Source organism: Stenotrophomonas sp. GD03819, assembly GCF_029841665.1.
In the GTDB taxonomy this organism is placed as follows: domain Bacteria; phylum Pseudomonadota; class Gammaproteobacteria; order Xanthomonadales; family Xanthomonadaceae; genus Stenotrophomonas; species Stenotrophomonas geniculata.
Window position 1 is genome coordinate 1 of record NZ_JAOCEW010000065.1, and the last position, 13,253, is coordinate 13,253.

Sequence of the window (13,253 nt, forward strand, 5' to 3'; positions counted from 1 at the left end):
CAACCGGACCCACCCCGCCTTCGACAGATTTCTGCCGCTGTTGGTGGGTGCCGACCGTTGGTCGGCACGGAGTCGGATCGATCGGAGGGTGCCTTTGTAGAGTCGAGCCGCGCTCCATGACCTGCGGGCGCCGATGATTTGAACGCATCGCCATGCGCGTGGAGCCGGCCGCTCGGCTCTGGAGAGGCTCCGCGCTCGACTGCTTTTTGCTCGGATCGCTCAGGCGCCGGTTGCCACCGGGCGGCTGCTGTCGCTGACCCACCCGCTCCAGGAATCGGCATAGATGCGTGCGCCGCTCAGGCCCGCGCTTTCCATCGCCAGCAACAGGTGGCAGGCGGTCACGCCGGAGCCGCACATCAGCACCACCTGCTGCGGGTCGCGGTTGCCGATTACGCCCTGCAGTTCGGCGCGCAGTTCCTGTGCGTCGCGCAGGCGGCCGTCGGCAACGTTCAACGCAAACGGGCGGTTGACCGCTCCCGGCACGTGGCCGGCGACCGGGTCCAGCGGCTCGACTTCGCCGCGGAAGCGTTCGCCCGCGCGTGCGTCGACCAGCCAGCCCGGCGCGTGCTTCAGGCGTGCGCTGATTTCGTCGGCATTGGCAATCTGGGTGGTGTCGAAACGGCCCGGGTAAGCCGGCAGCGCGGTCACCTCATCCTGCCCCGTCGCCAAGGGGTGCCCTGCGGCCTGCCAAGCGGCGATGCCGCCGTCGAGCACGGCGACCTTGCGGTGCCCGATCAGGCGCAGCAGCCACCACAGGCGCGAGGCGGCCATGCTGCCGTCACTGCCGTCGTAGACCACCACCTGGGTGTCGGGACCAATACCCCACTGGCCGAGCTTCGCGGCGAAGGCATCGCTGTCCGGCAGTGGATGACGGCCGTGGCCGCTGCGGGTCAGATCCGACAGATCCCGATTGAGGTCGGCATACACCGCGCCCGGAACATGCCCCGCCAGATACTGGCCGCTACCCGCCTGCGGGTCGGCCAGCGAGGACCGCGCATCGACCACGCGTAAGGCGGTGCTGGCGGTGGCGCGCGCGTCGACCACGCGCACGCCCTCGCCCAACGCGGCGGCCAGGGTGGCGACATCGACCAGGGTGGTCCACGGCGGATCGATCGGCTTCATTGCACTTGCTCCAGGCGGCGACGCAGGTTGTAGAGAATGGCGGCGGTCGCGCCCCAGATACGCTGGCCGGGCCAGCCGTACTCAAGGACGTGGCGGATGCGGCCACGGTGATTGATTTCGACCTGGCGCAGGTTGTCTGCGGCCATCAGGTAATCCAGCGGCACCTCGAACACCTCGGCCACTTCGCTGGGCTGCGGCACCGGTACGAAGTCCGGATCGACCACGGCCACCACCGGCGTGACCCGGTAGCCGGTGATCGTCACAAAGGGATCGAGATAGCCCAGCGCCTGCACCTGGCCGGGCGCCAGTGCGATTTCTTCCTGGCTCTCGCGCAGCGCGGCCGCCAGTGCGTCGCGGTCATCGGGTTCGGTGCGCCCGCCGGGGAAGCCGACCTGGCCACCATGCTGGCGCAGGGTTTCGGTGCGACGGGTAAGGATGACCTGTGCGCCATTGGCGCGCGGCACGATGCCGGCCAGTACGGCGGCTTCCACAGGTGGCCCCGGCGGCAGCAGGTCACTCAGTTCGCTGCGGTTCCAGCCGTCGCCGGCCGGCGGCTCGGCCAGTGGATGCAGCGCGCGCATCAAGCGTTCGTGATCGGCCAGCGAGCCGCGCAGTGATTGCTGCAGCTGTTCACGCAGGGGTTGCACGCGATGCAGGATGCGGCTGCGCTCCTCGTTGCTCATCGACGACCACCGTGCGATTTCATCGATGTGCCGCCCGCAGCCGGTGCATTGCCGGTCCGGATCCAGCGTGCACACTCCGATGCAGGGACTTGCGACAACACGCGCCGTTTCTTCCATTGTTTGCACCCGGCAACAGTAGCGCGATCGGGCTGAATTTGCGCGGGGTGCAGATGCGGTGCGTGGCACCGTCGCGCTCCGCGCAAACAAAAACGCGCCGGTGGAATCACCGGCGCGTTTCGTTTACGGCTTCGATTTACTTGACGCTGACCAGCTTGATCTCGAACTGCACAGCCACGTTCGGCGGGAACGGGGTGCGCGGGTCGGCACCGTAGGCCTGGTCCGGCGGCAGGGTGACTTCCCACTTCGAGCCTGCCGGCATCTGCAGCAGGGTCTCGCGCATGGCCTTCATTTCGACGTCGCTGACCTTGATCGACGGAATCTGCTGGGCCGGGCGGGCTTCGGTCGGGCGCTGGCCGTACGGGAACGGACCGGCCACTTCCAGCTGCACGGTGCTGGCCTGGGTCGGCTTGGCGCCCTTGCCGGCTTCGATCACGCGGTACTGGACGCCGCTCGGCAGGGACTGCACGCCGGCCTTGGCCTTGTTCGCCGCGATGAACTGATCGCTCTTGGTCTTGTTTTCGGCAGCAGCCTTTTCGTACTCGGCCTTGGCAGCCTGGGCACGGCCCTGCTCGCGCTTCTGGAACGCTTCAACGGCCGGCTTCAGCTGGTCGGCGGTGATCGCCGGCTGCTTCTTGGCGTAGGCGTCCTGCAGACCCTTCACCACCGAGTTGATGTCCAGCTGCTCACCACGACCGGTCAGCTCCGCCAGGTTGTTGCCGTAGTCGTAACCGAAGTAGTAGCTCAGCTTGCCCTTTTCGGACGAGACGTCCTGGGCGAAGGCATTGCCCGTCAGGGCCAGGGCCGCGACGGCGACCGCGATAGAACGCAACTTCATCAAACAGTTCTCCAGGGGTGGTAACTCAGGGACGTTCTGCGCCGCCCTGAGGCGACGGGTTAGGATAACGGGCACAACGTGTAACCGCTACTCACGATGCAGGCTAAGACCCGTCTGCGTTGGCGGAGTTCAATCTCACTTTTTTTTAACGTTTCAGGAGTTTTCCCGTGGCCGATGCCCTGATCGCTGTCGCCGACGACGGCGCCATCCGCACCGTGACCGTCCAGCGCCCGGACAAGCTCAACGCCTTGAATGCCGCGACCCTGCAGGCGCTGGCCGAGGCATTCAGCGCCGCCGCTGCCGACCCGGACGTGCGCGTGGTGGTGCTGACCGGTGCCGGTCCGAAGGCGTTCGTGGCCGGAGCCGACATCACCGAGATGAACACACTCAGTGCGGTTCAGGGACGTGATTTCTCCCTGCTCGGCCAGGCCCTGATGCGCCAGATCGAGCGCATGCCCAAGCCGGTGATCGCGCGCGTGAACGGCTTCGCCCTGGGCGGCGGGCTGGAGCTGGCCATGGCCTGCCACCTGCGCATCGCTGCCGATACGGCCAAGGTCGGGCAGCCGGAGATCAACCTCGGCCTGATTCCCGGCTTCGGCGGCAGCCAGCGCCTGCTGCGCCTGTGCGGCCGCGCCGCCACCCTGGAGCTGTGCCTGCTGGGTGCACCGATCAACGCCGCGCGTGCGCTGGAACTGGGCATCGTCAACGAGGTGGTGCCTGCCGACGCGCTGGACAACCGTGTGCAGGATGTCGCCCGCCAGTTGGCGCGCTCGGCGCCGCTGGCCCTGCGTGGCCTGCTGGATGCCGTGCACGTGGGTGGCGAATGCAGCCTGGAGGCAGGGCTGGAGTACGAAAGCGCGCAGTTCGGCCTGCTGTTCGCCACCGAGGACATGCGCGAAGGCACCAGCGCGTTCCTGCAGCGCCGTCCGCCGGCCTTCCAGAACCGCTGACGCCATGGCATCCCGACCCAACCCCGCGCAGCTGTTCGCCCGGGTCCAGGCAGACGATCTCGATGGTGCCCTGCAGGCAGGCCTGATGGACTACGTCGCCCGCGCCGGCGACGAACAGCTGCTGCCCGGTCACCCGGACCTTCCGCGACGCCTGCAGCAGGCGCAGCAGCAATTGCATACGGCCTGGGCCGCACGCGAACGCTACCGTGCGCGTGCGGTGCGGCTGGCACGGCGCGAAGCCGAGCGCGATGCGCGCCGTACGCCGGCCCCGGCGCCGGACGTGAAACCCGCCCTGCCCGCCGCAGCCGCCGCCATCCTCGCCCGGGCCAAGGCCCGCGCCAGCGGCAAGGAGCAGTAATGGCCACCCTGAAGAAGACCGCACGCGCCCCGGCGCGGCGTGGCGGCACGATGCCGCGCGCCGACGTGGTGGAAATGTTCACCCGCCTGCGCGAACTCAATCCACACCCGAAGACCGAACTGGAGTACAGCTCGCCGTTCGAGCTGCTGGTGGCGGTCGCGCTGTCGGCGCAGGCCACCGACGTCGGCGTCAACAAGGCCACGCGCCGTCTGTTCCCGGTCGCCAACACGCCGGCGAAGATCCTCGCACTCGGCGAGGACGGGCTGAAGCAGTACATCGCCACCATCGGCCTGTTCAACGCCAAGGCGAAGAACGTGATCGCCACCTGTGCGATCCTGCTGGAGAAGCACGGCGGTGAAGTGCCGCGCGATCGCGATGAACTGGAAGCGCTGCCAGGCGTTGGACGCAAGACCGCCAACGTGGTGCTCAACACTGCATTCGGCGAGCCGGTGATGGCGGTGGACACGCATATCTTCCGCGTATCCAACCGCACCGGCCTGGCGCCAGGCAAGAACGTGCGTGAAGTGGAAGACAAACTGGTGAAGGTGATTCCGGCCGAGTTCCTGCTCGACGCGCATCACTGGCTGATCCTGCACGGGCGTTATGTGTGCAAGGCGCGCAAGCCGGATTGCCCGGGCTGCGTGATCGCCGACCTGTGCCGGTTCAAGGAAAAGACCACGGCCGAGGCGTGACCGCGTTCGTGGTGTGACAAAACAAAGACGGCGGGCACAGGGCCCGCCGTCTTTGCTTGTAGACAAGGGTGCGTCAGGACATCAGAACGACAGGTCGCCCCAGACGCCGAATTCCTTGGTCTTGTCGTTCTTCTTGTCGCTGGCGTTGGCCAGGTGCGTGTACTTGTACACGGTCGACAGCTTGAGGTTCTTCATGACCGGGAACTCGACACCGACGTTCCAGTACTTGTCGCTCAGGGTCGGGTCCAGGGTCTTGCTGACGTCGGTGTCATCGTAACGACCGAACACGTTGATGCCGCCGTCGGTGACGCGCACGCTGCCCCACACCGACCAGCCGCTGGTCTTGTCGGTGGCAACGGTCATCACGTTGTTGAGGTTCTTGGCCTGGAAGTACTCGCCACCGACGCGGAAGTCGCTGCTGGCGTAGGCCACCATCGCATTGGCGCGGGTGTAGGTGTTCTCGGCGCTCTGGATGTCGGTTTCCTTGCCCAGCTTGCCGCTGTAGCCACCGACGGCAACCACGAAGTTCTCGTTCGGGGTATAGGCCGCGCGGCCTTCCACGTCCATGCCCTTGCTGCGGGTCGGGTTCTTGTAACCGGCGCCGGACACCACCGAGACGGCGTAGTTGAAGTTGTTGCCCAGGTTGCCGAAGCCGTGCAGGCCCCAGTCGGACGAGTTGCCGTACTTCAGGCGGTCGGTCAGGGTGTTCTCGACATAGCGCATGCCGTAGAACTTCTCGACGTACGGGATCCACGGCATGTCGGCGGCACCGACGCGCAGGTTGAAGGCCGGGTCGAAGCTGCCCTGTACGTAGGCCTTCTTGACGAACAGTTCGGTGTTGCCGATGGCCGAGCTGTACTGGAAGTCGGTGGTCAGGTTGGCGGACCAGATGTCGTTGAACTTGTGATCGACGGTCAGGTAGAAGCGCTTGACGTCCAGACCGGTGCCGCTGGCGGCGGTGTCCTTGCCGTTGCTGGTCTTGTCGATGTTGGTCAGGTCGAAGAACATGCGACCGCCGATCTTGTTGTCATTGACCAGCTTGGCCAGCTTGTCGACGCTGGTCTGGGTCTTCTGCGCACCTTCCAGGGCCTGCGCCTGGGTGATGTTCACTTCGGACTGCGCGTCGGACTGCGCCTGCAGCGCCTGCGAATCGTTCTGCAACTGCTGGACCTGGGCCTGCAGCGCAGCAATCTGTGCCTGCAGCTGCTGCAACTGTGCCTGGGATACGCCCGAGCTGGCGGGGGCTGCGAAGGCGTCGGCGGAAACCAGACCGAGGCTTGCAACGACCGCGGCGGCGAGCAAATGGGAACGCATTTTGGATTTCTCCAGAGGGTTGGAATGGCTTGGGCAGAACGCCACGCCGGCAGGCCGGTCAAGCGTTTTGCGAACGTTCCGTTAAAACCATGACAGCCGAATGACAGATTGAGCACCAACCACAGATTTCTTCGTGCGGTCACGCGTACGACTCATTTGTGGCCACATGCTTGTGGATTCCTTGCGGCATATGGCGTGTTTTATCCGCACCGATACGCCAGCAGGTCGCCGCACCGCCTTCGCCCGCCTCCCTGGTTTCGTGCGGATGACGCGGCATCGCTGCGGAATGCGCGGCAGCTGCGCCCACCGACCCCATCCCCGACATATAGAGCGGCACCGGCATGCAACGTCCCGGTCGGCCCGCGGCACGCTCACCCTTGGCGCGAAACCTTCACGCACACGGCGGCGTGGCCGCCCGCCAGCGTTGTAACGGATGCGTCATACAACGGTCCCTGCGCTGTCATCGAACCGTTATGGAATGTGCGCCGGGCGGGTAACCCCGCATCCCAATCAACCCAGGAGCCACCCCGTGATCCACGCCTTCAAGTCGCGCGTTGCCGTTGCCGTCTTCGCAGCGTCGTCCGTGTTCGCCGCCAACGCCGCTGAAATCACCGGCGCGGGCGCCTCGTTCATCTACCCGGTGATGTCGAAGTGGTCGGCCGACTACAACGCTGCCACCAGCAACAAGGTCAACTACCAGTCGATCGGTTCCGGCGGCGGCATTGCGCAGATCAAGGCCAAGACCGTTGATTTCGGCTCCTCCGACGCCCCGCTGAAGCCGGAAGAGCTGGCGGCTTCGGGCCTGGCACAGTTCCCGTCGGTGATCGGCGGCGTGGTGCCGGTGGTCAACGTGGCCGGCATCGCGCCGGGCGCACTGAAGCTGGACGGCACCGTGCTGGCCAACATCTTCCTGGGCAAGATCAAGACCTGGAACGACCCGGCCATCGCCGCACTGAACCCAGGCGTGACCCTGCCGAGTGCCAAGATCACCGTCGTGCACCGCTCGGATGGTTCGGGCACCACCTTCAACTTCGTCAACTACCTGTCCAAGGTCAGCCCGGAATGGAAGACCTCGGTCGGTGAAGGCACCTCGGTCCAGTGGCCCGCCGGCATCGGCGGCAAGGGCAATGAAGGCGTTGCTGCCTACGTGAAGCAGATCAAGGGCGGCATCGGCTACGTCGAACTGTCCTACGCGCTGCAGAACAAGCTGTCGTACACCGCGATGAAGAACGCCGCCGGCAAGTTCGTGCAGCCGAGCGACGCCTCGTTCGCCGCTGCTGCCGCCAGCGCCGACTGGGCCAGCGCCAAGGACTTCTACCTGGTGATGACCAACGCCCCGGGCGCCGAGTCCTGGCCGATCACCGCCACCAACTTCATCCTGGTGCACAAGAAGCCGAAGAATGCTGCCAACGGCAAGGCCACCCAGGAGTTCTTCCGCTGGGTCTACAAGAGCGGCGACGCCCAGGCCCGCCAGCTGGACTACGTGCCGCTGCCGGACAGTCTGGTCCGCCAGATCGAGACCTACTGGTCGCAGAACCTGAAGTAAGCAATCGCGTTCCCCCGCAGGAACGGGATCGGCGGGTCCTCTCTCCCCCGCCGATCCCAACCCGGGCGCGAGATCCTCGAGATCTCGCGCTCTTCTTGTTTTTGGGGTGCACCAGGCTCTGTAGAGCCGAGCCCATGCTCGGCTGGGTGCTGGAGCGTGCAGACCAACGGTCCGCAGCTGCCGAGGACAGGGAGCAGTCGAGTATGGCTCGACTCTACCCAGCGCCCAGGCCGTCATATCGATGCGCAGATCCGGGGTCTCAGGGCTCCTGCCAGGGGCCGGCCAACCCCGTGAAACCCTTGTCAGAACGTGATCCAGGACACCTCTGTCATGGTCGTAATACGGCTGTAACAAAAACATCATTTCATAGCCGCATCCGCCGACACCGTCGGCTCTACCCCGCTATGGAGTGACCATGAAACTGCACTCGGCCGGCCTTGCCGCCCTTTCCCTGGCCATCGCCCTGGGCCTGTCGGCCTGCGGTGGCGACAAGCAGGCCGCGCAGCAGCCGGCTGCCGACGGTGCCGCGGCCCCGGCCGCTGCCGGTGCCAAGGTGACCGCCGAAGTGTCCGGTGCCGGCGCATCCTTCATCTTCCCGCTGGTCTCCAAGTGGTCGGCTGACTACAACGCCAGCACCGGTGCCAAGATCAACTACCAGTCGATCGGCTCGGGCGGCGGTATCGCCCAGATCAAGGCCGGCACCGTCGACTTCGGTTCCTCCGACAAGCCGCTGAGCAGCGAAGAGCTGGCCCAGGCCGGCCTGGCGCAGTTCCCGTCCGCCATCGGCGGCGTGGTGCCGGTGGTCAACATCGAAGGCCTGGAAGCCGGCAAGCTGCGCCTGAGCGGCGCCCTGCTTGCCGACATCTTCCTGGGCAAGGTCAAGACCTGGAACGACCCGGCCATCGTCGCCGCCAACCCGGGCGTGAAGCTGCCGGACGGCAAGATCACCCTGGTCCACCGTTCGGACGGTTCGGGTACCACCTTCAACTTCTCCAACTACCTGTCCAAGGTCAGCCCGGAGTGGAAGAGCAAGGTTGGCGAGGGCACCTCGGTGCAGTGGCCGGACGGCGTCGGTGGCAAGGGCAACGAAGGCGTTGCTTCCTACGTGAAGCAGATCAAGGGCTCGATCGGCTACGTCGAACTGGCCTACGCGCTGCAGAACGGCATGCCGTACACCGCCATGCAGAACGCGGCCGGAAACTGGGTCGAGCCCAGCGCGGAAACCTTCGCCGCTGCGGCCGCCAGCGCCGACTGGGCCAGCGCCAAGGACTTCAACCTGGTCATCACCAACGCCCCGGGCGAGCAGGCGTGGCCGATCACCGCCACCAACTTCATGCTGATGCAGAAGACGCCGAAGGATGCCAAGCGCAACCAGGACACCCTGGCCTTCTTCAAGTGGGCCTTCGAGAACGGCCAGACCCAAGCCAACGAGCTGCACTACGTGCCGCTGCCGGCCGAACTGGTCAAGCAGATCGAGGCCTACTGGGCGACCGACCTGAAGTGATGGACACGACGGTGCCCGCCCCGCGCGGGCACCGCCTCTTCCACGCCGTGCCGCCCCGCCCCTTCCTGGCCCTGCCGTCCCCATGAATGCCATCGCCCAGCCTGTAGCCGCCCCGTCCACGCGTGATGCGCGTGATGCCCGCAACGACAAACTGTTCCGATGGGTGCTGGTCGGCACCGTCATCTTCGTCCTGATCGCCCTGGCCTGCGCCGCGCTGTCGATGCTGTGGGGCGGCCGTCACGCCCTGCAGATGCAGGGCCTGAGCTTCTTCTTCTCCGCCGACTGGAATCCGGTTGAAAACAAGTTCGGTGCCCTCGCCCCGATCTACGGCACCCTGGTCACCGCGCTCATCGCGATGGTCATCGCCGTGCCGGTCAGCTTCGGCATCGCCTTCTTCCTCACCGAAGTCGCGCCGCGCTGGCTGCGCGGCCCGGTCGGTACCGCCATCGAACTGCTGGCCGGCATCCCCTCGATCATCTACGGCATGTGGGGCCTGTTCGTACTGGTGCCGGTGATGACCGAGTACGTCACCCCGTTCCTCAACGAAACCCTGGGCGAATGGCCGATCATCGGCCCGATGTTCCAGGGCCCGCCGCTGGGCATCGGCATGCTTACCGCCGGTTTCGTGCTGGCCATCATGGTCATTCCGTTCATCTCCTCGGTGATGCGCGAAGTGTTCCTGACCGTGCCGACCCGCCTGAAGGAATCGGCCTACGCGCTGGGTTCCACCAAGTGGGAAGTGAGCTGGGACATCGTCCTGCCCTACACCCGCTCGGCGGTGATCGGCGGCATCTTCCTCGGCCTCGGCCGCGCTCTGGGCGAGACGATGGCGGTGGCCTTCGTGATCGGCAACAGCGTGCGCCTGTCGCCGTCGCTGCTGGAACCGGGCACCACCATCGCCGCGCTGATCGCCAACGATTTCGGCGAAGCCACTGAAACCTACCGCTCGGCCCTGCTGCTGCTCGGCTTCGTCCTCTTCATCGTCACCTTCGTGGTGCTGGCCATTGCCCGACTGATGCTGATGCGCCTGTCCCGCAAGGAGGGCAACTGATGTCCACCACCGCTGATTCGCTGTACCTGCGCCGTCGCATCGGCAACGTCGTTGCGATCACTGCCTCCTGCGCCACCGCCCTGTTCGGCCTGTTCTTCCTGGGCTGGATCCTGTTCACCCTGGCCTCCAAGGGCATGGCTGGCATCAACTGGGATCTGTTCACCAGGATGACGCCGCCGCCGATGCAGGAAGGCGGCCTCGCCAACGCCTTCTTCGGCAGCGCGGTGATGTGCGCGCTGGCGATCGGCATCGGCACCCCGCTGGGCGTGCTGGCCGGCACCTGGCTGGCCGAGTACGGCAACGCCCGCAAGGCCGGCACCGTGGTCCGCTTCGTCAACGACATCCTGCTGTCGGCGCCATCGATCGTGCTCGGCCTGTTCGTCTACACCCTGTACGTGATGCAGACCGGCGGCAACTTCTCGGCGTTCGCCGGTGCCCTGTCACTGGCCTTCATCGTGCTGCCGGTGGTGGTGCGTACCACCGACGAGATGCTGCGCCTGGTGCCCTCGCAGATGCGTGAGGCGGCCCTGTCGCTGGGTATCCCGCAGTGGAAGGTGATCGTGCAGGTGCTGTACCGCAGTGCATCGGCCGGCATCATCACCGGCATCCTGCTGGCGCTGGCCCGCATTTCCGGCGAGACCGCGCCGCTGCTGTTCACCGCCTTCGGCAACCAGTACTGGAACAACAACATCTTCCAGCCGATGGCCTCGGTGCCGGTGGTGATGAACCAGTTCGCCGGCAGCCCGTATGAATCCTGGCAGGTGCTGGCCTGGGCCGGTGCCCTGGTGCTGACTGTCTTCGTGTTGCTGGTCAGCCTTGCCGCCCGCGGCATCCTGCTGCGCAACCGTATCTCCCATGACTGACCTTTCCGTGGATAACGCCATGAACGACCTTTCCAACGCCGTGCCGATGCAGCGCATCGCCGTGCCGTCCTCGCACGAGAGCCTGCACACGCCGTCGCCGGTGAAGCTGGCTGCGCGTGGCCTGGACTTCTACTACGACAAGTTCCACGCCCTGAAGGGCATCAACCTGGAGATTCCGGAAAAGCGCGTAACCGCGCTGATCGGTCCCTCCGGTTGCGGCAAGTCGACCCTGCTGCGCATCTTCAACCGCATCTACGCGCTGTACCCGAAGCTGGAAGCGCGCGGTGAAGTACTGCTGGACGGCGAGAACATCCTGTCGCCGAAGTACCCGATGAACCGCCTGCGCAGCAAGGTCGGCATGGTGTTCCAGAAGCCGGTGCCGTTCCCGATGACCATCTTCGAGAACGTGGCCTACGGCATCCGCCACCACGAGAAGCTGAGCAAGGCCGACATGGCCGACCGTGTCGAGCAGGCGCTGCGCCAGGGCGCGCTGTGGGACGAAGTGAAGGACAAGCTGGGGCAGAGCGCCCTGGGCCTGTCCGGTGGCCAGCAGCAGCGTCTGTGCATCGCCCGTGCCGTGGCCCTGCGCCCGTCGGTGCTGCTGCTGGACGAGCCGACCTCGGCGCTGGATCCGATCTCGACCAGCCGCATCGAGCAGCTGGTGGAAGAGCTCAAGCATGAGTACACGATCGTGATCGTCACCCACAACATGCAGCAGGCCGCGCGCGTGTCCGACTACACCGCCTTCATGTACCTGGGTGACCTGATCGAGCACGACCGCACCGAAGTGATCTTCTCGCAGCCGTCGCAGCGGCAGACCGAGGACTACATCACCGGTCGCTTCGGCTGATCGACGCTGTTCCTTCGCCACATGTTCCAGCCAGGCATGGCCTGGCTCTACCCGGATTGCAGACCATGAATCTTCCCAACGACCACATCGTCAAGAGCTACGACGAAGAGCAGCAGCGCCTGGTGGCCGAAATCGTGCGCATGGGCGAGATGGCCGTCGCCCAGCTCGAAGCGGCGATGGACGTGATCGAGAAGCGCGACGAGAACGCCGCCCATCGCATCATCGCCAACGACGAAGCGATCGATGCGCTTGAGCAGCAGATCAGCCACGACGTGATGCGCCTGGCGCTGCGTGGCCCGATGGCGCGCGACCTGCGCGAGATCCTCGCCGGCCTGCGCATCCCCGCCGACATCGAACGCATCGGCGACTATGCGGCCAACGTCGCCAAGCGCTCGATCGCACTGGGCAAGGTGCCGCCGCTGCCGCAGATCCAGGGCCTGCGCGCACTGGGCCGCCTGGCCGCGCAGCAGGTGCGCCGCGCCATTGCCGCCTACCGCGACAACGACGCCGACGCCGCACTGGCACTGCGCGAGGACGATGCCCGCCTGGACGCGCAGTACACCGCGCTGTTCCGCGAGCTGCTGACCTACATGATGGAAGACCCACGCAACATCACCCCGTGCACGCACCTGTTGTTCATGGCCAAGAACCTGGAGCGCGTGGGTGACCACGCCACCAACATCGCCGAGAACGTGTGGTTCCTGGTGCACGGCGAGCAGCCGCTGCCGCCGCGCGAGAAGCGCGACGAAACCTCCAGCACCGGCCAGCCCTGACGCTGCACTGCAACACCGGAGTCGACTCCAAGGTGGCCGCTGTCCTGGTGACAGCGGCCTTCCTGTTTCTGGGCGTTCCACCCGCGTTGTGGGCGCCGGGCCTGCCCGGTGCGAACCTCCCGGATGCTTCTGTAACAAACCTCACGAAAATTTGAGGTCTTGGCGAGGATTCGTTGAGTAGGATCGCTGCACCATCGTTTCCACCGGCATCCCTGCCGGCCACCCGGGCACCCGCCCACACCACCCAGGAGCACGACCGATGAGCAGTTCCAACAAGACCCTGTCCCTGCTGACTGCTACCGCCCTGGCCGCCGGCCTGGGCATGACCGCCAGTGCCTCGGCGCTGAGCATGAGCGACCTGGCCCAGGGCTATCTGGTGGCCGGCCAGGCAGCCAAGGCCAGCACCGATGCCAAGGCAGCAGATACCAGGATGGCCGCCGACGCGACCAAGCACGCCGAAGGCAAATGTGGTGCCGACGGCAAGAGTGCCGAAGGCAAGTGCGGCGCCGACAAGGGCAAGGCCGCCGGTGCAGCGGCAGGCGCCAAGGCCAAGACCGGCGACAAGAAATCGGCCGAGGGCAAGTGCGGCGAA

14 protein-coding genes are annotated in these 13,253 nt (G+C 66.0%); 10 read left to right on the forward strand and 4 right to left on the reverse strand.

The annotated features are described in order from the left end of the window. Positions 1-219 precede the first annotated feature (219 nt). The 3 genes from N5D45_RS22140 to N5D45_RS22150 all read right to left on the reverse strand — a co-directional run bounded on the left by N5D45_RS22140 (position 220) and on the right by N5D45_RS22150 (position 2,760). The gene (locus tag N5D45_RS22140; RefSeq protein ID WP_228355186.1) at positions 220-1,122 is read right to left on the reverse strand and encodes a sulfurtransferase; all 903 of its coding nucleotides are present in this window, start codon (positions 1,120-1,122) and stop codon (positions 220-222) included. Next, a complete protein-coding gene (locus N5D45_RS22145) occupies positions 1,119-1,922 on the reverse strand; it encodes a CoA pyrophosphatase (protein WP_134958521.1) in 804 nt (267 codons plus the stop codon). Before N5D45_RS22145 ends, N5D45_RS22140 begins: the two co-directional genes overlap by 4 nt. A 136-nt stretch (positions 1,923-2,058) precedes the next feature. After that, positions 2,059-2,760: an FKBP-type peptidyl-prolyl cis-trans isomerase N-terminal domain-containing protein gene (locus N5D45_RS22150; protein WP_010486198.1), complete on the reverse strand. Its 702-nt coding sequence runs from the start codon at positions 2,758-2,760 to the stop codon at positions 2,059-2,061. 167 nt (positions 2,761-2,927) lie between these two features. Here N5D45_RS22150 and N5D45_RS22155 point away from each other — a divergent pair, with 167 nt between their 5' ends. Genes N5D45_RS22155 through nth form a run of 3 tightly spaced genes read left to right on the forward strand, consistent with a single transcriptional unit; the run spans position 2,928 to position 4,760 of the window. After that, positions 2,928-3,710: an enoyl-CoA hydratase-related protein gene (locus N5D45_RS22155; RefSeq protein WP_228355185.1), complete on the forward strand. Its 783-nt coding sequence runs from the start codon at positions 2,928-2,930 to the stop codon at positions 3,708-3,710. Positions 3,711-3,714: 4 nt separating this feature from the next. Next, positions 3,715-4,068, forward strand: a complete 354-nt coding sequence (locus tag N5D45_RS22160) for a hypothetical protein (RefSeq protein ID WP_043402629.1) — start codon at positions 3,715-3,717, stop codon at positions 4,066-4,068. After that, positions 4,068-4,760, forward strand: a complete 693-nt coding sequence (gene nth, locus N5D45_RS22165) for an endonuclease III (protein ID WP_049436514.1) — start codon at positions 4,068-4,070, stop codon at positions 4,758-4,760. Before N5D45_RS22160 ends, nth begins: the two co-directional genes overlap by 1 nt. Before the next feature lie 81 nt (positions 4,761-4,841). Here the strand turns inward: nth and N5D45_RS22170 are convergent, their stop codons facing one another. Then, positions 4,842-6,074 carry a porin gene (locus tag N5D45_RS22170; protein WP_054171361.1) on the reverse strand — a complete coding sequence of 411 codons (1,233 nt, stop codon included), beginning with the start codon at positions 6,072-6,074 and terminating at the stop codon, positions 4,842-4,844. Positions 6,075-6,603: 529 nt separating this feature from the next. Here N5D45_RS22170 and pstS (N5D45_RS22175) point away from each other — a divergent pair. The 7 genes from pstS (N5D45_RS22175) to N5D45_RS22205 all read left to right on the forward strand — a co-directional run. Next, a complete protein-coding gene (gene pstS / locus N5D45_RS22175; RefSeq protein WP_057504342.1) occupies positions 6,604-7,620 on the forward strand; it encodes a phosphate ABC transporter substrate-binding protein PstS in 1,017 nt (338 codons plus the stop codon). A 415-nt stretch (positions 7,621-8,035) separates the two neighbouring features. Then, a complete protein-coding gene (gene pstS, locus N5D45_RS22180) occupies positions 8,036-9,124 on the forward strand; it encodes a phosphate ABC transporter substrate-binding protein PstS (protein ID WP_228355184.1) in 1,089 nt (362 codons plus the stop codon). An 82-nt stretch (positions 9,125-9,206) separates the two neighbouring features. Then, the gene (gene pstC / locus N5D45_RS22185) at positions 9,207-10,175 is read left to right on the forward strand and encodes a phosphate ABC transporter permease subunit PstC (protein WP_008267250.1); all 969 of its coding nucleotides are present in this window, start codon (positions 9,207-9,209) and stop codon (positions 10,173-10,175) included. After that, the gene (pstA, locus tag N5D45_RS22190) at positions 10,175-11,038 is read left to right on the forward strand and encodes a phosphate ABC transporter permease PstA (protein ID WP_197657408.1); all 864 of its coding nucleotides are present in this window, start codon (positions 10,175-10,177) and stop codon (positions 11,036-11,038) included. Before pstC ends, pstA begins: the two co-directional genes overlap by 1 nt. Positions 11,039-11,057: 19 nt before the next feature. Beyond that, positions 11,058-11,888 (forward strand): phosphate ABC transporter ATP-binding protein PstB, encoded by an 831-nt coding sequence (pstB, locus tag N5D45_RS22195; protein ID WP_005408788.1) that lies wholly within the window; start codon positions 11,058-11,060, stop codon positions 11,886-11,888. A 65-nt stretch (positions 11,889-11,953) separates the two neighbouring features. Beyond that, positions 11,954-12,661 carry a phosphate signaling complex protein PhoU gene (gene phoU, locus N5D45_RS22200; RefSeq protein ID WP_008265615.1) on the forward strand — a complete coding sequence of 236 codons (708 nt, stop codon included), beginning with the start codon at positions 11,954-11,956 and terminating at the stop codon, positions 12,659-12,661. Between the two features lie 259 nt (positions 12,662-12,920). Next, a partial coding sequence (locus N5D45_RS22205) for a hypothetical protein (RefSeq protein ID WP_279939639.1) occupies positions 12,921-13,253 on the forward strand: 333 nt, incomplete at its 3' end.

Coding starts and splice junctions, on each gene's coding strand:
- N5D45_RS22140 (WP_228355186.1), bottom strand. CDS start 1,122: ATGAAGCCGATCGATCCGCCGTGGACCACCCTGGTCGATGTCGCCACC.
- N5D45_RS22145 (WP_134958521.1), bottom strand. CDS start 1,922: ATGGAAGAAACGGCGCGTGTTGTCGCAAGTCCCTGCATCGGAGTGTGC.
- N5D45_RS22150 (WP_010486198.1), bottom strand. CDS start 2,760: ATGAAGTTGCGTTCTATCGCGGTCGCCGTCGCGGCCCTGGCCCTGACG.
- N5D45_RS22160 (WP_043402629.1), top strand. CDS start 3,715: ATGGCATCCCGACCCAACCCCGCGCAGCTGTTCGCCCGGGTCCAGGCA.
- nth (WP_049436514.1), top strand. CDS start 4,068: ATGGCCACCCTGAAGAAGACCGCACGCGCCCCGGCGCGGCGTGGCGGC.
- N5D45_RS22170 (WP_054171361.1), bottom strand. CDS start 6,074: ATGCGTTCCCATTTGCTCGCCGCCGCGGTCGTTGCAAGCCTCGGTCTG.
- pstS (WP_228355184.1), top strand. CDS start 8,036: ATGAAACTGCACTCGGCCGGCCTTGCCGCCCTTTCCCTGGCCATCGCC.
- pstC (WP_008267250.1), top strand. CDS start 9,207: ATGAATGCCATCGCCCAGCCTGTAGCCGCCCCGTCCACGCGTGATGCG.
- pstA (WP_197657408.1), top strand. CDS start 10,175: ATGTCCACCACCGCTGATTCGCTGTACCTGCGCCGTCGCATCGGCAAC.
- pstB (WP_005408788.1), top strand. CDS start 11,058: ATGAACGACCTTTCCAACGCCGTGCCGATGCAGCGCATCGCCGTGCCG.
- phoU (WP_008265615.1), top strand. CDS start 11,954: ATGAATCTTCCCAACGACCACATCGTCAAGAGCTACGACGAAGAGCAG.